This window comes from Dyadobacter sp. (assembly GCF_017744695.1).
GTDB lineage: Bacteria > Bacteroidota > Bacteroidia > Cytophagales > Spirosomataceae > Dyadobacter.
Genome location: NZ_JAGIAS010000001.1, coordinates 186,158 through 207,814 on the forward strand (window position 1 = coordinate 186,158; position 21,657 = coordinate 207,814).

A 21,657-nucleotide genomic window follows, 5' to 3' on the forward strand; every position below is an offset into this window, starting at 1 on the left:
TTATCCGTTTACAATTTCCACTGGCCTTTTACGCGACACTTTTTCCTGCAAATACTGGAAGAGCATGTACAGCAATGGGATCACGATCACCCCGAGTACCACACCGCTGAGCATGCCCATGGCGGCACCGGTACTGATTGATTTGTTACCCGAAGCCGAGCCGCCGGTAGCCAGCATCAGCGGTACCATTCCCACGATGAATGCCAGGGACGTCATGATAATAGGCCTCAGACGTGCTTTCGCCGCATCCAGCGCCGATTCCACGATCGACAGCCCCGCGCGCCTGCGCTGCACGGCGAACTCTACGATCAGGATCGCATTCTTAGCCAGCAAACCGATAAGCATGATCAAACCGACTTGCACATATATATTGTTGTCGAGCCCGATGGATTGGATGCCCAGGAACGCCCCGATAATACCCGTCGGGATCGAGAGCAGGACGGCCAGCGGAAGCAGGTAGCTTTCGTATTGTGCCGCGAGCAGGAAATACACAAACAACAGGCTGAGCGCAAGGATCAGCATCGTCTGGTTCCCCGAAGATTTTTCTTCCAGGCTCAGCCCGGTCCATTCGTAGCTGTAATCGCCCGGCAGCTTGTTCAGCACGTTGGTTTCCAGGTTATCCATAATCGCGCCGCTACTTGCGCCCGGTGCCGCCACCACATTGATCGTCAAAGAATTGTAGAGGTTATACCGGCTCACCGACTCGGGCCCGTACACTTTTTTGAGCGTTACCAGCGACTTCACCGGTACCATTCCACCTTGGTCATTGCGCACGAATAGCTCATTGAATGCTTCCTGGTCGGTGCGGAAAACACCGTCTGCTTTCACATTCACACGGTAGAATTTCCCGAAACGGGTGAAGTTCAGCGACTGGTCACCGGCAAAATAGGTTTGTATCGTCCCCAGCATGCCATCCACATCTACGCCCATTTGCGTAGCCTTTTCCTCGTCCACTTCCAGTTCCAGCTGCGGGTAATCGGCACGGAACATGGTGTAGGCATACTGTACGCCCGGCTGCTGCATAATCTGGCCCATGACACTGTCGGCCATGGCTTTGAGTGCGGCCGGGTCACGCCCCATACGGTCCTGTAAAACGATCTCGGCGCCGCTGGTGATCCCGTAGCCTTCCACAGGCGGAGAGCGGAATGCCATCGCGGTACCCTCTTTCACGGTAGCAAGCTTGCCTGAGATAATACCGAGGATTGCATCGATATCCTGCACCTTCCCGCGATCTTTCTGTTCCTTCAATTTCACAAAACCCGTCGCATAGGCCGCACTGGCATTGCCACCCAGGATATTGAAACCGGTAATGCTGGTATTGCTTTCAATCGCCTCCATGTCGGACAGGAGCTTGTCGATCTTAGCGGCGGCTTCGGTCGTGCGGGAGAGCGCGGTACCCGGAGGCATCCCAAGGCTGTACACGATAAAGTTGTCGTCCTCCATCGGCACAAAGCTGCGCGGTGTGCTGGTCATGAGGTAAATAGCGAAACCGGTGATCGCCGCCACAATTCCGGCGGCCAGCCATTTTTGGCCTGCCAGGAAACGGACGCCTTTGACGTACCGGCCTGTCATGCTGTTGAAACCCGAGTTGAATGCCGTAAAGAAGCGCTGGCTGAAATTCATCGGCTTGCCGTGACTGCCTTCCGCATGGGTGTTTTTCAAAAGCAATGCGCAAAGCGCGGGTGTCAATGTCAATGCGTTGATCGCGGAGATGATGATCGCGATGGCGAGCGTGTAGGCAAACTGCTTGTAGAACAGCCCCGACGAGCCGGTCATGAAGCCAATGGGAATAAACACCGCCGACATCACCAATGTAATCGAAATCACCGCACCGGTAATCTCGCCCATCGCGCTGTGCGTGGCCTCGCGCCCGCTCATATGCGAGCCTTCCATCTTGCTATGCACCGCCTCCACGACCACAATCGCATCGTCGACCACGATACCGATCGCAAGTACCAATGCAAAGAGGGTCAGAATGTTAATCGTAAAACCAAATGCAAGCAGGAAGAAGAATGTCCCGACAATCGCGACCGGTACCGCAATGGCCGGAATGACCGTCGACCTGAAATCCTGCAAAAACAGGAACACGACGATAAACACGAGCAGAAATGCCTCGATCAATGTGGATTTCACCTGGCTGGTACTCTCATCGAGCCGGTCTTTGGTGCTCATCAAACTGGCGTAGCTGATCCCCGGCGGGAACGAACGCGACGCTTTTTTAATCTCGTCTTTCACACCGATTTCGATCTCGTTCGCATTGGACCCGGAAGTTTGCAGGATCGCCACCGATACCGCATTGCGCCCGTTGTCCTTATTATTCCCGCTGTAACTGATCGACCCGAACTCTACCCGTGCCACGTCTTTCAACCGCACCAGCTCGGTACCGTTTCTTTTCACGATGATGTTCTCGTATTCCTCCGGCAGATTTTTCTTGCCTTTGTACCGGATCACAAATTCGAGCGCCGCATCCGATTCCTCTCCCAATTTACCCGGCGCGGATTCTAGGCTCTGGCGACCGATTGCCGACGTCACATCCGAAGGTATCAGCCCGTACCCCGCCATTTTCTGCGGGTTCAGCCACACACGCATCGAGTAATCCTTCGACCCGAACACCTGTGCCTGGCCCACACCCGGCACGCGCTTGATCTGTGGGATAAGATTGATATTCACATAGTTTTGCAAAAACAGCTCGTCGTATTTAGCATTATCTTCCGCATACACGTTGAAGATCATGATCATACTGTTCTGCTGCTTGGACGTCGTGAGGCCCATCCGGATCACCTCCTGCGGAAGGATCGGCGTGGCTTGCTGCACGCGGTTCTGCACGTTCACCGCCGCCTGATCGGGATCTACGCCCTGTTTGAAGATCACACGAACCGAGAAGGTACCATCGTTGCTCGCGGAGGACGAAATGTATTGCATATTCTCCACCCCGTTGATCTGCTCTTCGAGGGGCGTCACCACCGAACGGAGCACCGCCTCGCTGTTACCGCCCGGGTAACTGCCGCTTACGAGCACGGTAGGAGGCGAAATGTCGGGGAAACGGGTAATGGGAAGCCGGGTAAGGCCGATGATCCCCAGGATGACGAACACGACGGAGATCACCGTTGCCAGCACCGGCCGGTCTATAATTGATTTTAACATGACTTGATTTCAGTTGTTGTTGATGCTTTACTTGCCTGCCGCGTCCGCCACTCCTGTCTTACCCGGTTCCACCGGCATACCTTCGGTCAGCACGTCGATGCGGTTCAAAGCGATGCGGTCACCTTCCTTCAATCCGCTTTTAACGATATAATGGTTTTTTGCCCGGCCACTGACTTCGATGGGCCTCATCGCCACCTTGTTGCTATCGCCAAGGGCAAATACGAAATAGCGGTCCTGAATGTCTTTCACACTGGCGAGCGGCACGGTGAGGGCGTCTGTCAGGGTCCTTCTCAAAACCACCTTTCCGGTCCCGCCCGAGCGCAACACCTTATCGGGGTTAGGGAAAACGGCTTTGAGCGGAATGCTGCCGGTGGCGCGTTCGATATTACCGCTGGCGATTTCCACACGGCCTTTTTGCGGATAGGTCGTCCCATCGGCCATGATCAGCTCCACCGTATGCAGGCCTTCGTCGGTCTGGCGGTCTTTCATGAAGGATATGAAGTCGGACTCGCTGAGCGAGAAGTACACGAACACATCATTGATCTCCGAGAGCGTCGTCAGAGGCGCGGCATCGGCGGGCGTTACCAGGTTACCGATCCGGTTGGGGATGCGGCCAATGTAGCCGCTTACCGGTGCTTTGATCAGACTGAATGCCGCATTGATCTGCGACGAACCCAATGCCGCCTTCGCCTGTGCCACCTGTGCTTTGGCCGATGCGTAGTTCGACTCGACCGTTTGCAGCTGCACCGGCGACATGACCTTGCCTTGTACGAGCGGCCTCATCTTTTCCAACTCGATCCGCACGCTTTCTTCGGCGGCCAGCGCGGCTTTCAATGCGGCGTCGGCATTGTTGACCTGCTCCTGGAACACGTCGCCCTTGATGCGGAACAGCGGCTTACCTTTTTGTACGTACTCGCCCTCGCGCACGTAGATTTCGTCGAGATAGCCCGATACCTGCGCCTTGATATCGACATTCACCGAACCTTCGATCGAGCCCGGGTATTTCTTTTCCACCTGTGCTTCCGATTGCCGGATCTCCTGGAAATCGACGCTCACGGGTGCATTCTGCATGGGCGGCTGCTCCTGCTTCGGCCCGCAGGCAGACACCCACGCGACCAGTCCGATGAGCAAAGCCTGTTTTGTTTTTTCACGGCTCAACATGAATCCCTGTGTCATTTTTAGAAGTTGATTTTTATGCAAAAAAATGCAGGTTTCATGCCCGTGACCGGTTTAAACTGACCGAAGCGTTGAATTTCGCGACCGAAACGAAGAATGGCCCTACCGAATCCCGGCCCGCGCCTGAGGTACGGGCCGGTGCCGTTTCAGTCCCGCGCACATGCGGTTCGGTACCCGATTTCCACGCATTGGATCAATTTTCGGCGGGTATCGGGCGGCGCGTTTTATTTTTGTAGTGAAATAATGCAACCTGTCCTTGCCAAAAGGCTGGACGCGGCATTTTCAAATGCAAACCTGACACATGGAATGGCCAACGGAAGAGACGCCTATTTTTTGAATAATAAAGGAATACGCATCCTGGTAGCGGTGCTCGCATTCCTCGCGTCGTACCTGGTATCCTACATCCTGGACCCTTTCGCGGCGTACTGGCAGCATTATTTCGAGCGCGAGCCGCTGGTCATCCTCGGCGACTGGCTGGTATCTTTTCTGTACTGCCTTTCGATTTCCGAAATCAACATCGCTATCGGCATGCGCCTCAACAGGCTGATGTCCTGGAAGGAACACCCCGGCAAACGGCTTTTCCTGGAAACCAGTTTCAACCTGATCGCCGTCCTGCTGCTCAACCTGCTGATCAACATCGCATTCATTTACCTTTCCGACGAAAAGCAGTTGCTACTCCTCGAATCGGGCCTTACGATTGAAGAAACGCGGGGTATCATCCAGTGGATGGTGGTGAGCACGATCATCGCGATCATGATCATGGGTATCAACATCGGTAATTACCTGATCATGAACTGGCGCAATGAGGCTATTCAGGTGGCGCAGCTCAACCAGGCCGCGATGGAGGCGGAGTTACAGTCGCTCAAATTACAGATCGACCCGCATTTTGTATTCAATAACCTCAGCGTGCTTTCGGAACTGATCCTTGAAGACCAGCAACTGGGCTATGAATACGCGGAGAATTTTTCGCGCATCTACCGCTACATGCTGGTTAATTCCAAAAAAGACGTGATCCCGCTGGAAGACGAGCTGAAATTCCTGAACTCGTACATGTTCCTGATCGAACACCGCTTCGGGGAAGGGGTATTATTTGAAATCGACGTCGACCCGGCGCATCGCCATCTGCTGATGCCGCCGCTGACGCTGCAACTGCTTGTAGAAAATGCATTGAAACACAATCGTACCAGCAAGAAAGAGCCCCTTGTGGTGCGGATTTTCAGCAACGAAGACAAGGAGCTGATCGTCGAAAACACGCTGTTACCGCTCGAAAAGCCGATCCAGTCGTCGGGGATCGGGATCACGAACATTGTGAGAAGGTTTAACCTCCTCTCCCATCGCCAGCCAGTGATTGAAACCGACGAACGTACATTCAAAGTGATTATCCCATTGATAAAAATATGATTGACACCATTCTGATCATCGAGGATGAAAAACCCAATGCCGACCGCCTGCGCAGGCTGATCAAGGCGATCCGGCCCAAAGCCGAAATTGTGGCCGTGCTGGAAAGCATTACCGAAACCGTCGAATGGCTCGGCCAGCACCCTCACCCGGACCTGGTGATGGTCGATGTACGACTCTCGGATGGCCTGAGCTTCGAGATCTTTGAAAAAGTGCGCATCGAATGCCCCGTCATTTTCACGACAGCTTATGATGAATACGCCGTGCGGGCATTCAAATACAACAGCATCGATTACCTGCTGAAACCCGTGGAGCAGGACGAGCTCGAAAATGCATTCGCAGAGGCCGAAAAACAGACCCGCCGGCTCGACTTCAGTTCACTGGAAGGGCTGCTGAACTTTGTCCAGCCGAAAGAATTCCGGAGCCGGTTCCTGCTGCCTTTCAAAGACGGGTACAAAACCGTGCTGGTGAGCGACGTGATTTTCTTTCATTCCGAATTCAAGATCACGCGTGCCTGCCTGACCGACGGTTCCGAAGAAGTACTGGTTCAAACGATGGAAGAACTTGAACAGCAGCTCAACCCGAAGGAGTTCTTTCGTGCCAACCGCCAATTTATCATTCATATAGACGCTATCGCACGCATTCACCACCATTTCAACGGGAAGCTCAAAATCGATATCCGCAATCATCCTGAGGTAGAAGTGCTGGTAAGCCGGGAAAAGGCAAATGTGCTGAAAGCCTGGCTGGATTATTAAACGGCCATTCGCGAAGTGCTTGCGGCATGAAAAACAAGTCTATTACCGGTCACTAACTTTATGAGGGCCAAAATTACATTATCCGGCGTCCAGGCTTTTTTGGGCAGAATTTTGATAGTACATTACTCAATTATTACCATTTGTACACCCTACTTGACGCCTTCATGCCCAAGACCTTTACTGAAATTTCCGAATGGATCGCCGCGAACATTTCAAAACACGCGGGAATTGATCCCTCCGAAGCTGCACTCGATACCGACATTGTCAATTTTCGATTAGATTCCCTCATTCTCGTCAACATCACCACTGAGCTGGAAGAATATGTCGGGATGGAATTAAGCCCTTCCATTTTTTGGGAGATGCGTACCATTGCCGCCACCAGCCAATGGATTGCAGAAAACCAGGAAATATAAAAACCATTTCCGTCTTGATCATGCAAACCCCGCTCATGTCTGCGACGTCGATCTGGTCGTCGAAAACCGAGGTCAATCAAAACTATTCCGGGCTGATCGCCGACATCCGCCAGTCGGACCCGCTGCATTTCAATATGTTCGGTGACCTGGTGGCGATGGATTATGCCAACGTGAAGAAGATCCTGTCCGATTTGGACAATTTCAAAAATTTCGACTTTACCGAGCGGTTCAAAATCGTGTCGGCCCTCTCGGACAACGACCCCGGCCTGCTCGAATTCGGGGAAAGCCTTCGCTACTGGTTACTGTTTATGAATGGTGAAAAGCATGCAGAGCACCGCCGTTTCGTGAACCAGAAGTTTTACCAGGCCGACTACGAAAAAATCACCCTTGACGCGATCCAGGAGATTATCACGGGGCTCGACGGGCAGAACGAAGCAGATATCGTGGAAATGGCGCGGCAGTTCAGCTTTCTGATCATCAGCAAGATTATCCATCTGGAAAAAGCGGATTACGATTTTATCCAGAAGTTTTCCTACGTCATTACCTTTATTTTCGAAAAAACACTGTCCGTCACCGAGTTGCTGGAATGCGCGGCGATGTCGCGGCAGTTCCACGGCTATCTTTCCGAAACGTTTACCCGCCAGGAAGCCGAGGCTACCAACAGTCTTCTGCTCGAAATGCGGGAGATCATGGGCAGCGAAAGGGCCCCGCAACTGATCGGCACCTGGGAATTCCTGGTCAATGCTGCCACGGAAACCACTACCCTGCTGCTGACCAAAAGCATTGCGGCGCTGATCGAAAACCGCGACCAGGTGATCAACTGGGACGCCCATAATGAATGCGCCATTGCCGTGGAAGAGCTGATCCGCTACGTAAGCCCGGTGAACTGGATTCCCCGGCAGGTCGCGCACAGCATGGAATTTGAAGGATTGAAGCTCAGAAAAGGCCAGACTGTGCTACTGGGCCTGGCTTCTGCGAATCGTGACCCGGCGGTATTTCTAAATCCTGATACGTTCGTGCCCACCCGTAAGCCTAATCCGCACATCGGTTTCGGCTTTGGCATGCACCATTGCCTCGGCGCGCGGCTATCCAGGTTCGAAATGCAGAAGTTCCTGCCCCGTTTCATGGCCGCGTTCCCGGATATCCGTTTACATCCTACCCAAAGCCCTGAATGGGATTCCAAGATTTTTTTCAGGGGCTACAAGCGTTTACCCGTGCTCTTAAAGTAAAAGTGCATGGTTAAATTCACGGATTTCACGTATTTACTTCTGTTATCCCTCGTTGTTGCTGCCTATTACAAAGTACCGGAAGCAAAAAAATGGGTCTTTCTGCTGGTCGCCAGCGTTTTGTTCAATCTCAGCTGGAGTGGAAAATACCTGGTCGTGTGGCTGATCCTGGTCACGATCTGCTACGCATCCGGCAAGGCATTGGCCAATCAGGCATATTCCAAAAAGCAGCGGAAAGCACTGCTCTCGCTGTCCATCGTGATCTGCCTTTCGCCGCTTTTGTTTTTCAAATACCTGGTGCCGGTCCATAACTCCGTGTCACTGGTCGCGCTGAACTGGATCGCGCCCATTGGTATTTCCTATTACACGTTCCTGATCATCGGGTACCTCTACGACGTGTACCGCCGGTATATCAAACCGGAAAACCACCTCGGCTACCTGATGATCTACCTCGGCTTTTTCCCAACGCTGCTGGCGGGCCCGCTGGAACGCACACGCCAGCTCGTCCCGCAACTCCGGGCCCCGAAGCCGTATGACCAGGAAAACATCAAGGCCGGCATTTACTTCATTATCTGGGGGTTATTTAAAAAAATCGTCCTTGCGGCCAGGCTTGCCGATATTACCAGCCCTGTTTTCGACCGGCCCGACGCCTACACCGGCATTTCCGTCACACTGGCCATCCTGTTGTTCTCCATCCAGCTTTACTGCGATTTCTCGGGCTACTGCGACATTGCCACCGGCTCGGCCAGGTTGCTGGGAATCAGGCTTAGCAAGAATTTTTCGAACCGGTACTATTTTACGCCCTCACGGACGGAATCGTGGAGCGCCTGGAACATCACGGTCACATCCTGGTTCCGCGACTACATCTTTTTCAACATCAGCAAAGGCGTCACCAACCAGAAGCGGCTCGAATTCAACCGCTTGCTCACTTTCATCATTACCGGGCTCTGGCACGGACCGAGCTGGTCGTTCGTCATCTGGGGTTCGATGCAATGGGCTTACATCAATTTTGAAATGCGCACGAAAGATTTCTGGCAGCGGTTTTACACCAGGTTCAATTTTCCCACCGGCTCGCAGGCGCATTATGTGTGGCGCGTGGTCGTGAGGCTCCTCACCGGCACGCTGATCATGGGGTGGTTCCGTGCCGCGGAACTGAGCAGCGGGGTGCGGTTGTACAGCAGCATGTTCGGGTTTAAGTCCGGCACAACGTCCCTGCTGACGTCCAGCCTGTTGCTGACCATCGCGTTGTTCCTCGTGATGGATTTTTTCAATTATAAAATGGGGGAGAAAGAAGACATCGCTTCTTATATGTTGAAAAAAAGCGCATTGTACCGGACTCTGTCGGTGCTGCTGCTTGTTCAGCTGGTACTGCTGTTCGGTAGGCCGTCGGTAGGCAATTTTTATTATATCCAGTTTTAATCAATCATTCTCCAAGGCAGGCATCATGATTGTCAAAATTACCAAATGGCTGCTGCTGCTTGTCGCCTTTAAGGTGGTCGTCACGCTGATTGTCGCACGCTTTTACACCGACCCGCGACGCGACATCCCTGCGAGGGAGCAACTTTGCCGCGCTTACCATCCGGATGTCGTTTTCATCGGTACCAGCCGGACCCAATACGGAATCGACCCGGCACTTTTCGACTCGCTCAACCACTCAAAAACAAGGAGCTACAATTTCGGCATTTTCAGTCTTTCGCCTTATAGCTCCATCCGGATTGCGGATGACATACTTTCGACGGCCCCTGCCGTAAAAACTATCTATATCGAGCTGAGCGCGCTCGATTACAGTACCGTGGCACTGCCGCCGCAACAGGTTATCCCGGACGCTATTTTCCGGGCCAACGTACTGGCCGACTGCCCCGACATCGATTTCCACGAAAAGACCGGTAGCTTCCTGGCCGGCCTCAATACGACATTGTTCCAGATGGTATCCATTGCTCCGCAAGTGCTGTCTGCCAGGAAAGCGCTCAACCCGGGCAACAATGACCCTATCGAAGGTCAGGCTAACCTCCTGGCCAACGGTTACCAGCCCGTGATGGCGGCTCTTTCCAAAACAAATGACCGGATCGTTGCCAATAAAAGCGCGACCGAACAAATGCTAGGCATTCGCCCGCAGCCGGAACGGAATACCTATTATGTTTCTCAAATCAAGCAGCTGATCGCGCGCGCCAGGCAACTGGGCAGGAAAGTTGTTTTCTATTATCCCAACAACATTACCCGGGGTGAATACCGTATCCTATCACAGGTAGCACCATTTCTGCCTGATGATAATCTGATCCGGTTGCCGGAACAGCCCTTGCTCGATGCGTTTTTTATCCCCGAAAACCTGTTCGATGCCCACCACCTGAACCGGAAAGGGGCGGCGATATACACCCGTTTTTTGCAGGAAGAGTCCGTCAAACGGTAAGTGTCTGGCGGTTTTGCAACTTTTAAAGACCATGGCTGTCCAATCAGTAGCAATGGATCAGAAAGAACATCATAAGCCGACCGACCGTATGCTGGTGGAACGGGTGCTCAGTGGCAACACCAGGGCGTTCGGAACGATCGTCAGGGATACCGAAGGGCTCGTCGCGCAGATCGTGTTCAAGATGATCCCCGACCGGGAAGAGCGACGGGATATTGCCCAGGACGTTTACCTGAAAGTCTTTCAAAAGCTGGATAGCTTCCGTTTTCAGTCCAAACTCTCCACCTGGATTGCGAGAATTGCCTACAATACCTGCATTAATCAGCTCGAAAAAAATAAAACCTCGGCCATTGGAACTCAGTATTTCATACGCACCGGCGAAGAAGACGACCACCCGCACGAGTATGCAGATGAGCATGATATGGAAGAAAATCTCATGGGTGCCGAGTTTGACAGTTTACTTCAATCGGAAATCGAAAAACTTCCGGCCTTGTACAAGCTCCTGATTACGCTCTATCACCACCAGGAGCTAAGCTATTCGGAAATCGCGCAGATCGTGGCCCTGCCGGACGGCACGATCAAAAATTACCTGTTCAGGGCCCGGAAAATTTTGAAAGAACGAATGCAAATGATTTACAATAAGGGCTTATGAAAACAGCGGATCATTTATCAGACATGGAAATTCAGCAATATGCGCTGGATACCGGAAGCGCAGACAATGCATCGCATATCGCACAATGCCCGCATTGCTCAGGCCGGGTTGCCTTTTATCAAAAAATGGTCGGTAGCATTTCGGCAATGCCCGCGGAAGAATTTGACTTCGACCTCGCGAAAGTGGTGCTGACGCGACTTCCGTCGCGGAAGCGCAGGTACGCTCCTGAGCTCGTGTTCCTGGCGTGCGTCTCGCTCGCAGGCATTCTCGCGACCATTGGGGTGTTTTGTTACCTCAATACCGGACTACTGCGTGAACTGCTATGGAATAGCAAGGTGATTATGGGCGGCGTAGCAGGCTGCTTACTGTTTTCTTTCCTGCTCACCAATCTGTGGAAAGACTACTCCGACAAAATCCGCGCGCTCAATGCGGCGGAGAGGCTGCAACATTTCCCCGGTGCGGCGGTCTAATCTACAAACGGCTATCAAACATGAAAAAGATACTATCGATCATTTCCCTCGCCGCTGTACCCGCTTCCGCGAACGCACAAACGACGCCCAATACCTACGTCGACCGCGACCAGGTTGCATTAGGCGTAACCGTTTTACTGGTGGCACTCCTCCTGGCTTTTCTGCTGGAACTCACCAGGCGTTATTTTCAGTACCGGCTTAAAGAAAAAGTCCTCGAATCGGGTGTGAGCGAGGAGTTCGCAGCCCTTCTGCTGCAATCGGACAGCCGGCAAAACCTGCAAACCTGCGTCAAATGGTTTGTCCTCTTCCTGGGTATGGCCGTGGGCTTTACCATCATTGCCTTTACTAACCTCACACCCTGGGGCGCCCTTGCGGTGCTTTCGCTGTGCCTGTCGGGCAGCTTTGCGGGCTATTATTTTTTTCTGAAAAAATCTGATCACTAGGATCTTTTAAATCAAACCACTACGATGTATCCAACGACACCCATTCGCTGGGGAGGGATTCTTATTGCCCTCACCCTGCTATTGACCACCATTAGCGCCTCCGGCCAGCTCACGTCCAAAAACGATTTCAACCAGCCTTTGAACGCGTCTCTCTTGCAGGAAGATTTCCAAGCTTTTCGAAAGGTGCTCACCGAAAACCACCCGGATATGTACCGCTACCGTTCCCGGGAGTCACTCAACCGGCTACTCGACAGCTGCCAGGCCAGCATTAACGCCCCGATGAACCTGATTGAATTCGGAAACCTGGTCCGGTTTGCCGTCAGCGCGCTGGAATGCGGGCATACCAGTGGCAGCCTGCCCGGCGAAGTCATGGAAAATTATGCCGCATCCGTGCCGATGTTCCCGTTGAAAGTCTGGTTTGCCGGCGACCGTGCATTTGTGCTTTGCAGCAGGGATGAAACTGTACCCCCGGGAACCGAAATTTTGTCGATAGACGGCGATTCCATGCAACAGATCCGTCGGAGACTCATACAATACCTCCCGTCGGATGGGCAGATCCGGACCAAAAAGAATGCGACTTTGAACAACGACGCGTTTCTCTTTCTTTACAACTTTATTTATGGAGCAAAGACCCATTACAAAGTAAAAATAATGGCATCGGATGGTCAGTTGCGCGAGGTTACCTTGCAGGCGGCATTGTTTGAAAACACAAGCTGCCCCGCATACAAAACCGGAAGCAACACCAAGCCGCTTGACCTCTCCTACCCTGGCGGCACCCGGGCCCAGCTCACAATCCGTACATTCAGCAAGGAGCGAATCATGCAAGCCGGCCAGGATTTTCCGGCCTTTCTGGAAACGACGTTCGGGGCACTGAGAGAGAGGCAAATAAAAGACCTGATAATCGATTTGCGTGGAAATGGCGGTGGTGAGGATGTGTACGGCGCATTGCTGTATGCCTACCTTACGGGCGAGCCATTCCGCTACTTTGCGGCCCTGCGTTCCCAATCAAAGCCGGTGATGACGCCCGACGACCACCCCGGCCTCGCCGTGCAACAACCGGCCGGGTCGCATTTTCGGGGGAACGTGTACGTGCTCATCGACGGGCGGACGTTCTCGACCGCCGCCGACTTTTGTGCCATCGCCAGAAGCAACGCCAGGGCCGTTTTTATAGGGGAAGAAACCGGCGGAGGCTACGAGGGTAACAACTCGGGAGGAACAGTGAGGCTCAGCCTTCCGCATTCAGGCGTGCAGATCGCCGTGCCGACGATCCGGTATGCGAACGCCGTGAAACCGGCTAAGGAACCGGGCCGCGGCATTATTCCCGAATACCCCGTTACCCCTACCATTTCGGATATCCTTACAGAAAAGGATGTGCAGCTTCAAAAAGCGTTGGATCTGACTGCGGGTAAATAGCCTGTAACAAAAACAAAATTTCACCGTTACAATTTAAATGCAAATCACACTGCCTGTGAAAAACAAGTCTACCACCTTTCCTTTCTGTCAATCGAAATTCATCCGGTATATTACGGGATTTATTGTGCTCTTTTTGATCGCCTGTGAAGATCCGAAAGAAAGTCCGGTCGTTCCCGATTATTTCCCGGTAACCGCTGGCTCTTACCGCATCTACGCGGTTGAAGAGGCTATTTACTCGACGGGCAACAAAGAACCCAAAACTGCCAGCTGGTTTGAAAAAGAGGAAGTAACTTATTCAAAAACCGATTCCAACGGTGTATCCGAATGCCTTGTTTCTTACTCGGTCAGGACTAAACCAACCGATTACTGGTTAAAAACAAAAGAATACAAAGCCTATGTCTCCATCGACAAAGTAATGCAGAACAAGGACAATGAATTGATTACCTCGCTGGTATTTCCTTATAGTCCGGTTGTTAAATGGGATGGGTATCAACATTTTTCCATGAACGACGAGGATCCCCGCTACGGTCATTTATTTTATTATGAAGATCTGGATCAGCCGCAGCAAATAGATTCCCTTTATTTCCCAACTACATTGAAAGTCACTGAACGTTTGGATACAACCGGGCCCGTGATTTATCGTTTGGGATACAAGTGTTATGCAGCCAAAATCGGGTTGGTTATGGATGTTCAAACCGATTATGATTATCTTCAAAACAATGGAGAACTTGTCGATTACCGCGTAATCGACAAAGGCGTACGGAGGGTTCGAAAGATTATCGGTTACGGGAAATAGCCCCGAGCGATTCCTCGATCTGCTTTCTGAGCACATCCGGATTGTTGGAGGGCTGAACGTTATGAAAGCGGCCTGCGGGATCAATGATGTAGGTCGTCGGGTAGACCGTTACATTGTACGATTGGATGATCGGGTGATCGCGCAGCTTATTCTCCGTAAAAACGTGGTACCCTTTCACGCCGAACCGGTCGATGGCTCTCTTCCAGGTTATTTCATTGTCCACCGACACTGTTAAAAAAACAACCCGGTCGTCATTTTCAAAGTGTTTCTTAACGGACTCTATGGATTTGAAAAGTGCGTGACACGGCCCGCAGCCGGCAAACCAGAAATCAAGGTACACAGTCTTGCCCTGGAACGAAGCCAGATCGATCTTTTCCCCAGACAGATTTCGCACTGAAAATTCCGGCGCTTTGTCCCCCACCCTGATCAGTCGCCTCGCGGCCAGCAGATCCAGAATGTTTTGTTTCAGTTGACGATCCGTCAGCAGCTCGGCAGCTTGCAGCAAAGCCGGTTCGTTCACATTATGCGAAGCCGTTGTTATATCCGATTTCAGGGCCATGAACAAGACAGGCGTACGCAACTTCAGGGGCAACATCCCGATCAGTATCTGATACTTCTGTTCCTCAAAATTGCTAGTTACCGGCCCGATGTTCTCCTCGATATAGATGGACGCAAGACTTTTGACGGCATCGACATAGACCCTGGAATCGAAATATACCTCCTCGTAATCCAGCAGCTTCTTCATTTGCACAATGGAAGCATCACTGAGCTTCTCCCGGTGATTGGCCATAATGTTGTTGTAAGAATCTCCGAAAACAGCAACCAGGCCATTGTGTTTCGCGTGTTGCTCAGTTGCGGCCAAAGCTCCAAGCAATCGCTTTTGACTTTCAGCGCTCATCGAGTTCGCAGAGCGGTCGATTCGCTGGCGAATACCATCCTTCAAACTATCGATCGCGGCAAACATGTAATCCACCGGGAACCTGCGCCCTTTGGCGGTCGCGGCAATTGTGCGCGCCATGCGGCTGAGGTCCGTAATCGAATGCACAATCTCAAATTTCTCTCTGCCTCTTCCCTGGTAAGAAATGCTGTTCGCGAAATCTACCCGATCATATGTAATGACAACACTGTCGCCGGGCTCGACAAACCCTCCAAAGTAGTTGGTCCCATCGCTGAAACTCAGAAATGTCGGCTCCGTAATATCGAATTGATGACGGAAGTATCCGTCCTTCATCGGTATCACCACCTTGACAGGATTGCTGGCCAGCTTATTGGAAACAATGGTGCACTGGAGACTTTCCTCCGTTGCATTGGTCGCGTGCCCCTCTATCTGCCCAAGGCCGGCGCAAGTCGTGCGCACAGCGAAAAACACTGTGAAACACAGCGCAAAAAGTATTTTCATAGCTAATAAATGATTAATACGCACGCTTATTCTTTCACTCCCACCTGGCTTTGATCTTCCACCAGGATAAATATGTCTTCAACGGACTTGCCGAAAACCCTCGCCAATTTGATTGCCAAAACAGCAGAGGGGATAAACTTGCCGGTCTCAATCGCAATGATCGCCTGCCGCGACACTTCTACGCGTTCGGCCAGTTCGGCTTGCGTCATACGCATAATCGCGCGCTCGACGCGCAACGTGTTTTCCAGTTTCATGTTTTGGGTACTCAATCCTGATCAGCCTTGAAATGGATCCCTGTATAATACCGCACCGGATAAGCAACCAGAAAGGCACCGCAAGCAAGTCCCAGGATAGCCTGAAATGTGTTTTCCATCTGATAACCGGGTGTAAAATAGAAGTATGCAAAGGCAATCAATCCGACCAGAAACTGCACGAACACTGCAAACTGAATGGATTCCAGCCGGACCTTGTAAAAGTATTCATCCGGCTCCTTCGCCAGAAACACCATAGCAGCCCCAACGGTGAGCATGCAGGCCGACACAATGCCGAACACCGCATTGACGCCCCGGAAATTGGCAGGATAAGGATAAGAGCCGTCGGGCAGCGTATGCCCCGGCAAAATAATCCGGTAAACATTGATCAGCCCTTCGCAGGAAGCAGCCCATAAGCACAAAAACCCGGCAATTGTCAGTAAAACCCCAACCGGCCGATACCGGACCAAAGATAATGGTGCCATATTTGATAAGTTTAGTGAGGCTGCAATGTAATATACAGTTTACCAAAAGTAAAGTATACCTTACAAAAATATACACTAATGCGGGCAAAAATTGACCCTTCGAGGGAAGTGCCGTATCTTACAGTGTTTCCGTTTTTTAATAACCACTAGCTATGAAAGCGTTCTTCACCCGTTTCTTCACCTTCAATAACTGGGCAAACAAGGCCGTTGCCGACTTCATTTCAGCGAACGAAATCCGGGATGAGCAGGTCCTATTGATTGCATCCCACCTCGCACACGCACAAAGAAACTGGTATTTCAGGGTAATAGGGCAACAAAACGATGTGCCACTCTGGACAACGCTCCCGCCGTCTGCCATTGCTTCACAGCTCGCGGAGAACGGCGCGCTTTGGCTCTCGCACCTGAGCGAGTTGCAAGACAACGATTTTCATACCAAGCTGGCCTACAAAAACATGGCCGGCGACCCGTACCTCGATAACCTCGCGGACGTACTCACGCATATCGTCAATCACGCCACCTACCACCGCGGGCAGATCGTCCACCTGATACGCGGGCTCGGTATAACGCCTCCGGGAACTGATTTTATCCTTTTTGCAAGGCAAATCCCCTGACAACCATTTATAGAGATTGAATATAGGCCTTAATCAACGCCACCCCGGCCGAATCGGGCACGGTTGTGCCTAACCGAGGCATACGGATATTGGAATTGGCCGACTGTATGCGGTGCAGGATGTGGTCCCTCCGGGTGTGGATCCGTGTGGAAGAGAGAGGAAGCTCGTAACCCAAATACAGGCGGGTACTTTCGGCAAAACCGACGGATGAATGGCAATGCGCGCAGTTAACGTCCAGGTATGCACGCGCGCGTTGATCAAGCGGAACTGACAGGTCTTGCCAATCGGGCAGCGGCGTCAGCAGATCGCCGGGCTGCAACGTCACCAGGCCTGCCTGCCGGAAATGCAGAAGCTGGTTTGGGTGATCGGGTTGACCCGCGAGCGGGATATTCAGGTTCCTGGCTTTGGGGCCGATAGGCGTAATGGAGCGGCCCGAGCGATGGCAGGATGTGCATTCCTCCCGAGAGGGAATATGGTAACGCAGGGTTTTACGAACCCCTCGTTCATTCACCCAGCTTACAGTTTCATCGGTTCCGCTTTCCAGCAGCAATGCGTCGGTCTGGGTATCATTCCATTTGTAGGTTCCCACGTTCCATTGCCCTTCCAGTTTCACCAGGAGCCGGGTTTCAATCAATTGCTTTCCGGCGGCAGGATTTCGCTTGTCTTTATAATAAAAGAATGTCTTTACCAGGACCGAACTATCGGGAAAAACGGGGTTACCCGACGGGTCAAACGAAAATTGTGCACCCAGCGGCAAATGGAACAAACGCCGTTTTTCGGCATAATCAGTAAAAAGCTGGGTAGCCAGATCGTACTTGTGAAAACCCGGTGCCAGCTGATCGACAGTCCCGTCAGGAAATATACCATAATCGGATAGCTTGGCAGGCAATGTGGCCGTATTGGCAATAGGCGCCATATTACCCACCTCGCAGGAGCTAATTCCGCCGGCAACGCCGTATAGCAGGAAGATAGCACTGCTGATCATAGTGGTTTTCATGTAGACTCTTTCAGGTTTGAGCTGAATCAGATCAGTTTGCGGTGCCAGTCGACGCGGTAACCATATACCCAGTCCATTTTCCGCGCTTCCAGCTTGACGAAAATAGGCAGCAGCAAATCCCGGAAAAATTGTTGAAAGCGGTTGGGGACAGTCTTGGTATCCCCTACCTTCCGTGCCTGTTTGATAATCGCCTGAACGCGTTCCTGGCGCAACGATTGGAAACGGGAAAATGCCGCGTGCAAATCGGTGCAGTCGCGGATGCACTGTGCCAGCACCAGCGTATCTTCAAGGGCCAGCGATGCGCCTTGCCCGATGTGCGGGGCGGTCGCATGCGCCGCGTCGCCTATCAGGCATATGCGCCCCTGATGCCATTGGTCCAAAAAAGGGATGTCGTAGATCGGGTAAATTTCGATGGAATGTGCTTGCTCGATAATCGATACGATCGGTTCGGGATCATTGCGGTGCAATGCCGTCAATCGCTTTTTCAAATCCGTCAGCTCCGACTGATCCAGTTCATGGCGCAGTGGCGCCGTCTTTTGCGCGATGTTGTTAAACCACCAGATTTCCCCGCTTTTGGAAACCGCATACCCGAAGAATCCCCTCTCTCCGAACGTCATGCGAATGGCGTCCGAGGGATGACTGAAATCTTCCAGCCGGGTAAAGCCGCCGGTTGACAATAAGCCGGTGTATTCGGGTCCGGGGGCTTCCGGAAAAATCGCCCTGCGAACGGCAGAATGAATGCCGTCGCAACCGATCAGCAAATCGCCTTCCACGACAGAACCATCGGCGAAAGAGACCGTCACCGTCACCTCACGCTGCCCGATAGACACTAGCCGCTTCCCGAATTCGATCGGTATACCGGCCTGTTGGGCCGCACGCCGCAAAGCGCCATTGAGCAAGCCACGTTTAACCTGGATCGTCTCGCTGCCATACCGGGACATTTGCTCCGCATTATCGATGACGCCAATGGATTTATTACGCGCATTGAAAAACCGGATCTTGCCGGGCGTATAATCGGTCAATAACTCGTCCAACGCCACGTATTCTTTTAAAATATTCAATCCGTTCGGAGAAATCCCCAGAAAGGCGCCCTGGGTGTCATCAGCCGTTTCCCGGGCTTCGTAGATGACTGCCTGTACGCCCACTTTTTGCAGTGCCAGCGCCATAGCGGGGCCGGCGATCCCGCAACCAACAATAATTGCTTTCATGATAATGATATGTTTAACTGCCGCGCCATGTCAGGCATGCGAAATAGCGCTGTCCGTGATTTTACCTGTCCGGTTCAACGGAATGAGCACAAAAGAGAGGATTGTAAATGCCGCCACACGGACCAGGTTCATCTCCCGCCATCGCGCGGCCTTTTGCAAAAGAATTTGATCGACTGTATCCGAAACGGGTATTTGCTGAAAGGATATGATCACTGGAGCAAAATACAGCAGCGTCCAGGCCCGCACGAGGACGTGCAGCACCAGGACCACGAGCAATATTTTTCGGCGGGAATGTATGTTCCAGTTCAGAACAAGAGCTGCCAGGAAGGTCAATTCGTGCAGCGAGTGGGCCACGATCCAGAAAACCTTAAAGTCAAGTCCGTAAGGCCCCTGGAACAAATGCAAAGACGCCGGCGGGGCGACCGTCCATACCGGGACCAGCACTGCCGTTTCAAATAACTGCGCTCCGTTGAGCAGCAGATAAGCAACTGTGGTGATCAACAGCGACATGTTTGCCGGCGTTCGATCTGCGGTTGGCTCTTTCAAAGAAATTTCCATTTTAATTACATCGGTTCAGTTGTTATGTTGACAAAATTATATCGGTTTAGATATATAAACAACGAAACCGACTATTTTATTTACATTTACAGCAAAAACGATCTATTATGAAGCCAATTGTTGAATTGATCAGTGCGTGGGATAGCTTTCAGGAAACACGTCCGGACGCTACGGTAGCGGATTTTTGTCGCCATTACCTGGCCATGATGGATGCCGCGGGATCAGACAAGGGCCTTTTCTCCGGTATCGAGCCGCCCGACATGACATCTACAATCGCCAAACTGGTTGGCCGGCTGGGTGCCATGCTGACGACTTATTCCAAACTGGCATTGAAGGAAGGAGAAGAAATAGAGCTGGATTGGTTCTATTGCCTGAACGCCATTTTCCATCAGGGAGAAGCCCGCAAAATCGATATCATCACCTATAACTTTCTCGAACAGACCACCGGCATCGATATGCTCAACCGGTTGAGAAAAGCCGGCTACATTTCCGAACGGGCCGATCCTTCCGATAAACGGGCAAAGCTCGTTCAGCTGACCGTGGAGGGAAAGCAATTGCTGTTCAAACTTTATGAGCGGCTGTACCTGCCCGCCCACATGCTGTTTGGCGAGATGTCGAAAGCGGACAGCCATCTGATGGTGAACCTGCTGGGCCCTATTGAGCAGAAACACGGGAAAATTCTGGAAGTTAACCGCGCCCGGAACTTTGCCGACTTGCTGGCCGAGACATTAGGCCCGGAGAAACTCGACGAAATAAACCGGTACCAGCAAAATCAGATCGCCCGGTTTGCTGCGGGTAAAGAGTAGCAGGTTTTCATTCAGTTGGCTATCGTCATCCTGTAATGGTGCGGGCTTTGTCCGGTAATCTCCCTGAATCTGCGGTGAAAGCAGCTGAAATTCGCGAACCCGCTTTCATAGCAGACCTCTTTCAGGTTGATATTATCGTTCATGAGCAGCTTACAGGCGTTTCCGACCCGAATTTCCGTCAGGAATTGCAGGTATGTTTTACCGGTCCTGGATTTGAAATAGCGGCAAAACGAATTGGGTACCAACCCCGCAATGCCGGCTACATGTTCCAGATAGATTTTCTTATGAAAATTGTTGAATGTGTATTCGTAGATATCATTGATCCGGTCGTTCTCCGAATCCAGGAGAACGCTCTGATATCCGATCGAGGATAGCATGACCGTCTCCTCCGACCGGTAAATGCTGTACAGGATTTTCATCAGCGTCATAATCCGGTCCGGGCCTTCGGCGTGATCCAGGCTGGTTATCTGCTGCCGCACCTCTTCTTTTAAACGACCCGTCAGAAGGAGCCCCCTGCCTGCTTTCTCCAATACCGATTTAAAAGGCTTGTTTTCGCTCAGGTTCAGAAATTTATCGCCCCAGAAATCCGGCATAAAGTGAATGACGGTTGAAACGAGATTTCCTGAGACATTCACCGGTTCCGAAGGCGCGTCAAATCGCCAGTAATGCGGCAGGTTGCTGCCAACCAGCACAATATCATCCGTAAAAAACCTTTTGATACTATCTCCCACAAACTGCGTTCCCGATCCCCTGTGAAAATAGATCAGTTCCACCTCCGGATGGTAATGCCAGCGGTTGTTGATGTTCGTCATTTTGTCGTGCCGAACACTGAACGAATGTGCCTGCGCATTCGGGACCCTGAGTAGCTGCGGTTTCATATTAAATTTCTATACACCAAAAATAAGCAGCCTGCCCATAAACATGTTAATATCTCTTACAATTCGGTTAATGTTTTGCGCAATCTTCCTAAAAAAACACAATTCCTTTGTATTGTTATAAATCAAAGAAAATAAGGCAACTGTACCATTATCAGCGCAGTTACGGCCATTCCC

General features: G+C 51.9%; 23 protein-coding genes. 14 read left to right on the forward strand and 9 right to left on the reverse strand.

Annotation, left to right across the window (positions count from 1 at the left end; all coding sequences use genetic code 11):
* On the reverse strand, window positions 1–3,144 hold the full coding sequence (locus tag J7619_RS00700; RefSeq protein ID WP_291192869.1) for an efflux RND transporter permease subunit: 3,144 nt from the start codon (window positions 3,142–3,144) through the stop codon (window positions 1–3).
* A 27-nt stretch (window positions 3,145–3,171) separates the two neighbouring features.
* Window positions 3,172–4,320: an efflux RND transporter periplasmic adaptor subunit gene (locus J7619_RS00705; protein WP_291192871.1), complete on the reverse strand. Its 1,149-nt coding sequence runs from the start codon at window positions 4,318–4,320 to the stop codon at window positions 3,172–3,174.
* On the opposite strand from J7619_RS00705, the gene J7619_RS00710 reads away from it, so the two are divergent.
* The 12 genes from J7619_RS00710 (at window position 4,314) to J7619_RS00765 (ending at window position 14,290) form a co-directional block, all read left to right on the forward strand.
* Complete coding sequence (locus J7619_RS00710) at window positions 4,314–4,556, forward strand: hypothetical protein (RefSeq protein ID WP_291192873.1); 243 nt, start codon at window positions 4,314–4,316, stop codon at window positions 4,554–4,556. The two genes, J7619_RS00705 and J7619_RS00710, sit on opposite strands and share 7 nt — an antisense overlap.
* 7 nt (window positions 4,557–4,563) lie before the next feature.
* The gene (locus J7619_RS00715; protein ID WP_291192875.1) at window positions 4,564–5,721 is read left to right on the forward strand and encodes a sensor histidine kinase; all 1,158 of its coding nucleotides are present in this window, start codon (window positions 4,564–4,566) and stop codon (window positions 5,719–5,721) included.
* Window positions 5,718–6,473 (forward strand): LytTR family DNA-binding domain-containing protein, encoded by a 756-nt coding sequence (locus tag J7619_RS00720; protein ID WP_291192877.1) that lies wholly within the window; start codon window positions 5,718–5,720, stop codon window positions 6,471–6,473. Before J7619_RS00715 ends, J7619_RS00720 begins: the two co-directional genes overlap by 4 nt.
* A gap of 164 nt (window positions 6,474–6,637) precedes the next feature.
* On the forward strand, window positions 6,638–6,886 hold the full coding sequence (locus J7619_RS00725) for an acyl carrier protein (RefSeq protein ID WP_291192879.1): 249 nt from the start codon (window positions 6,638–6,640) through the stop codon (window positions 6,884–6,886).
* A 20-nt stretch (window positions 6,887–6,906) separates the two neighbouring features.
* The gene (locus tag J7619_RS00730) at window positions 6,907–8,115 is read left to right on the forward strand and encodes a cytochrome P450 (RefSeq protein ID WP_291192881.1); all 1,209 of its coding nucleotides are present in this window, start codon (window positions 6,907–6,909) and stop codon (window positions 8,113–8,115) included.
* Window positions 8,116–8,121: 6 nt separating this feature from the next.
* The gene (locus J7619_RS00735) at window positions 8,122–9,531 is read left to right on the forward strand and encodes an MBOAT family protein (RefSeq protein ID WP_291192883.1); all 1,410 of its coding nucleotides are present in this window, start codon (window positions 8,122–8,124) and stop codon (window positions 9,529–9,531) included.
* Window positions 9,532–9,556: 25 nt separating this feature from the next.
* Window positions 9,557–10,519, forward strand: coding sequence for a hypothetical protein (locus J7619_RS00740; RefSeq protein ID WP_291192885.1), 963 nt, complete (start codon window positions 9,557–9,559; stop codon window positions 10,517–10,519).
* Between the two features lie 52 nt (window positions 10,520–10,571).
* Window positions 10,572–11,168, forward strand: coding sequence for an RNA polymerase sigma factor (locus tag J7619_RS00745; protein WP_291192887.1), 597 nt, complete (start codon window positions 10,572–10,574; stop codon window positions 11,166–11,168).
* Window positions 11,165–11,638, forward strand: a complete 474-nt coding sequence (locus J7619_RS00750) for a hypothetical protein (protein ID WP_291192889.1) — start codon at window positions 11,165–11,167, stop codon at window positions 11,636–11,638. Before J7619_RS00745 ends, J7619_RS00750 begins: the two co-directional genes overlap by 4 nt.
* A gap of 20 nt (window positions 11,639–11,658) precedes the next feature.
* On the forward strand, window positions 11,659–12,081 hold the full coding sequence (locus J7619_RS00755; protein ID WP_291192891.1) for a hypothetical protein: 423 nt from the start codon (window positions 11,659–11,661) through the stop codon (window positions 12,079–12,081).
* A 24-nt stretch (window positions 12,082–12,105) separates the two neighbouring features.
* On the forward strand, window positions 12,106–13,494 hold the full coding sequence (locus J7619_RS00760) for a S41 family peptidase (protein ID WP_291192893.1): 1,389 nt from the start codon (window positions 12,106–12,108) through the stop codon (window positions 13,492–13,494).
* Between the two features lie 55 nt (window positions 13,495–13,549).
* Window positions 13,550–14,290, forward strand: coding sequence for a hypothetical protein (locus tag J7619_RS00765; protein ID WP_291192895.1), 741 nt, complete (start codon window positions 13,550–13,552; stop codon window positions 14,288–14,290).
* Here J7619_RS00765 and J7619_RS00770 read toward each other — a convergent pair.
* From J7619_RS00770 to J7619_RS00780, 3 genes are read right to left on the reverse strand one after another with little or no spacing between them, the layout of a single operon-like run.
* On the reverse strand, window positions 14,271–15,689 hold the full coding sequence (locus tag J7619_RS00770) for a TlpA disulfide reductase family protein (RefSeq protein WP_291192897.1): 1,419 nt from the start codon (window positions 15,687–15,689) through the stop codon (window positions 14,271–14,273). The genes J7619_RS00765 and J7619_RS00770 overlap by 20 nt on opposite strands.
* 26 nt (window positions 15,690–15,715) lie before the next feature.
* Entirely contained in the window at window positions 15,716–15,943 is a 228-nt protein-coding gene (locus J7619_RS00775) for a helix-turn-helix transcriptional regulator (RefSeq protein WP_291192899.1), read from the reverse strand.
* 11 nt (window positions 15,944–15,954) lie between these two features.
* On the reverse strand, window positions 15,955–16,425 hold the full coding sequence (locus J7619_RS00780; protein WP_291192901.1) for a hypothetical protein: 471 nt from the start codon (window positions 16,423–16,425) through the stop codon (window positions 15,955–15,957).
* Between the two features lie 152 nt (window positions 16,426–16,577).
* Here J7619_RS00780 and J7619_RS00785 point away from each other — a divergent pair, with 152 nt between their 5' ends.
* Window positions 16,578–17,036 carry a DinB family protein gene (locus J7619_RS00785; protein ID WP_291192903.1) on the forward strand — a complete coding sequence of 153 codons (459 nt, stop codon included), beginning with the start codon at window positions 16,578–16,580 and terminating at the stop codon, window positions 17,034–17,036.
* Window positions 17,037–17,043: 7 nt separating this feature from the next.
* Here the strand turns inward: J7619_RS00785 and J7619_RS00790 are convergent, their stop codons facing one another.
* Genes J7619_RS00790 through J7619_RS00800 form a run of 3 tightly spaced genes read right to left on the reverse strand, consistent with a single transcriptional unit; the run spans window position 17,044 to window position 19,799 of the window.
* The gene (locus J7619_RS00790) at window positions 17,044–18,033 is read right to left on the reverse strand and encodes a hypothetical protein (protein ID WP_291192905.1); all 990 of its coding nucleotides are present in this window, start codon (window positions 18,031–18,033) and stop codon (window positions 17,044–17,046) included.
* Between the two features lie 26 nt (window positions 18,034–18,059).
* Window positions 18,060–19,241: an FAD-dependent monooxygenase gene (locus J7619_RS00795; RefSeq protein WP_291192907.1), complete on the reverse strand. Its 1,182-nt coding sequence runs from the start codon at window positions 19,239–19,241 to the stop codon at window positions 18,060–18,062.
* Window positions 19,242–19,271: 30 nt separating this feature from the next.
* Window positions 19,272–19,799, reverse strand: a complete 528-nt coding sequence (locus tag J7619_RS00800; protein ID WP_291192909.1) for a transposase — start codon at window positions 19,797–19,799, stop codon at window positions 19,272–19,274.
* A gap of 107 nt (window positions 19,800–19,906) precedes the next feature.
* Here J7619_RS00800 and J7619_RS00805 point away from each other — a divergent pair, with 107 nt between their 5' ends.
* Window positions 19,907–20,605 carry a MarR family winged helix-turn-helix transcriptional regulator gene (locus tag J7619_RS00805; RefSeq protein WP_291192911.1) on the forward strand — a complete coding sequence of 233 codons (699 nt, stop codon included), beginning with the start codon at window positions 19,907–19,909 and terminating at the stop codon, window positions 20,603–20,605.
* A gap of 11 nt (window positions 20,606–20,616) precedes the next feature.
* Here the strand turns inward: J7619_RS00805 and J7619_RS00810 are convergent, their stop codons facing one another.
* Complete coding sequence (locus tag J7619_RS00810; protein ID WP_291192913.1) at window positions 20,617–21,483, reverse strand: AraC family transcriptional regulator; 867 nt, start codon at window positions 21,481–21,483, stop codon at window positions 20,617–20,619.
* Between the last annotated feature and the right edge of the window lie 174 nt (window positions 21,484–21,657).

Coding starts and splice junctions, on each gene's coding strand:
- J7619_RS00700 (WP_291192869.1), bottom strand. CDS start 3,144: ATGTTAAAATCAATTATAGACCGGCCGGTGCTGGCAACGGTGATCTCC.
- J7619_RS00705 (WP_291192871.1), bottom strand. CDS start 4,320: ATGACACAGGGATTCATGTTGAGCCGTGAAAAAACAAAACAGGCTTTG.
- J7619_RS00715 (WP_291192875.1), top strand. CDS start 4,564: ATGCAACCTGTCCTTGCCAAAAGGCTGGACGCGGCATTTTCAAATGCA.
- J7619_RS00720 (WP_291192877.1), top strand. CDS start 5,718: ATGATTGACACCATTCTGATCATCGAGGATGAAAAACCCAATGCCGAC.
- J7619_RS00725 (WP_291192879.1), top strand. CDS start 6,638: ATGCCCAAGACCTTTACTGAAATTTCCGAATGGATCGCCGCGAACATT.
- J7619_RS00730 (WP_291192881.1), top strand. CDS start 6,907: ATGCAAACCCCGCTCATGTCTGCGACGTCGATCTGGTCGTCGAAAACC.
- J7619_RS00735 (WP_291192883.1), top strand. CDS start 8,122: ATGGTTAAATTCACGGATTTCACGTATTTACTTCTGTTATCCCTCGTT.
- J7619_RS00740 (WP_291192885.1), top strand. CDS start 9,557: ATGATTGTCAAAATTACCAAATGGCTGCTGCTGCTTGTCGCCTTTAAG.
- J7619_RS00745 (WP_291192887.1), top strand. CDS start 10,572: ATGGATCAGAAAGAACATCATAAGCCGACCGACCGTATGCTGGTGGAA.
- J7619_RS00750 (WP_291192889.1), top strand. CDS start 11,165: ATGAAAACAGCGGATCATTTATCAGACATGGAAATTCAGCAATATGCG.
- J7619_RS00755 (WP_291192891.1), top strand. CDS start 11,659: ATGAAAAAGATACTATCGATCATTTCCCTCGCCGCTGTACCCGCTTCC.
- J7619_RS00760 (WP_291192893.1), top strand. CDS start 12,106: ATGTATCCAACGACACCCATTCGCTGGGGAGGGATTCTTATTGCCCTC.
- J7619_RS00770 (WP_291192897.1), bottom strand. CDS start 15,689: ATGAAAATACTTTTTGCGCTGTGTTTCACAGTGTTTTTCGCTGTGCGC.
- J7619_RS00775 (WP_291192899.1), bottom strand. CDS start 15,943: ATGAAACTGGAAAACACGTTGCGCGTCGAGCGCGCGATTATGCGTATG.
- J7619_RS00780 (WP_291192901.1), bottom strand. CDS start 16,425: ATGGCACCATTATCTTTGGTCCGGTATCGGCCGGTTGGGGTTTTACTG.
- J7619_RS00785 (WP_291192903.1), top strand. CDS start 16,578: ATGAAAGCGTTCTTCACCCGTTTCTTCACCTTCAATAACTGGGCAAAC.
- J7619_RS00790 (WP_291192905.1), bottom strand. CDS start 18,033: ATGAAAACCACTATGATCAGCAGTGCTATCTTCCTGCTATACGGCGTT.
- J7619_RS00795 (WP_291192907.1), bottom strand. CDS start 19,241: ATGAAAGCAATTATTGTTGGTTGCGGGATCGCCGGCCCCGCTATGGCG.
- J7619_RS00800 (WP_291192909.1), bottom strand. CDS start 19,799: ATGGAAATTTCTTTGAAAGAGCCAACCGCAGATCGAACGCCGGCAAAC.
- J7619_RS00805 (WP_291192911.1), top strand. CDS start 19,907: ATGAAGCCAATTGTTGAATTGATCAGTGCGTGGGATAGCTTTCAGGAA.
- J7619_RS00810 (WP_291192913.1), bottom strand. CDS start 21,483: ATGAAACCGCAGCTACTCAGGGTCCCGAATGCGCAGGCACATTCGTTC.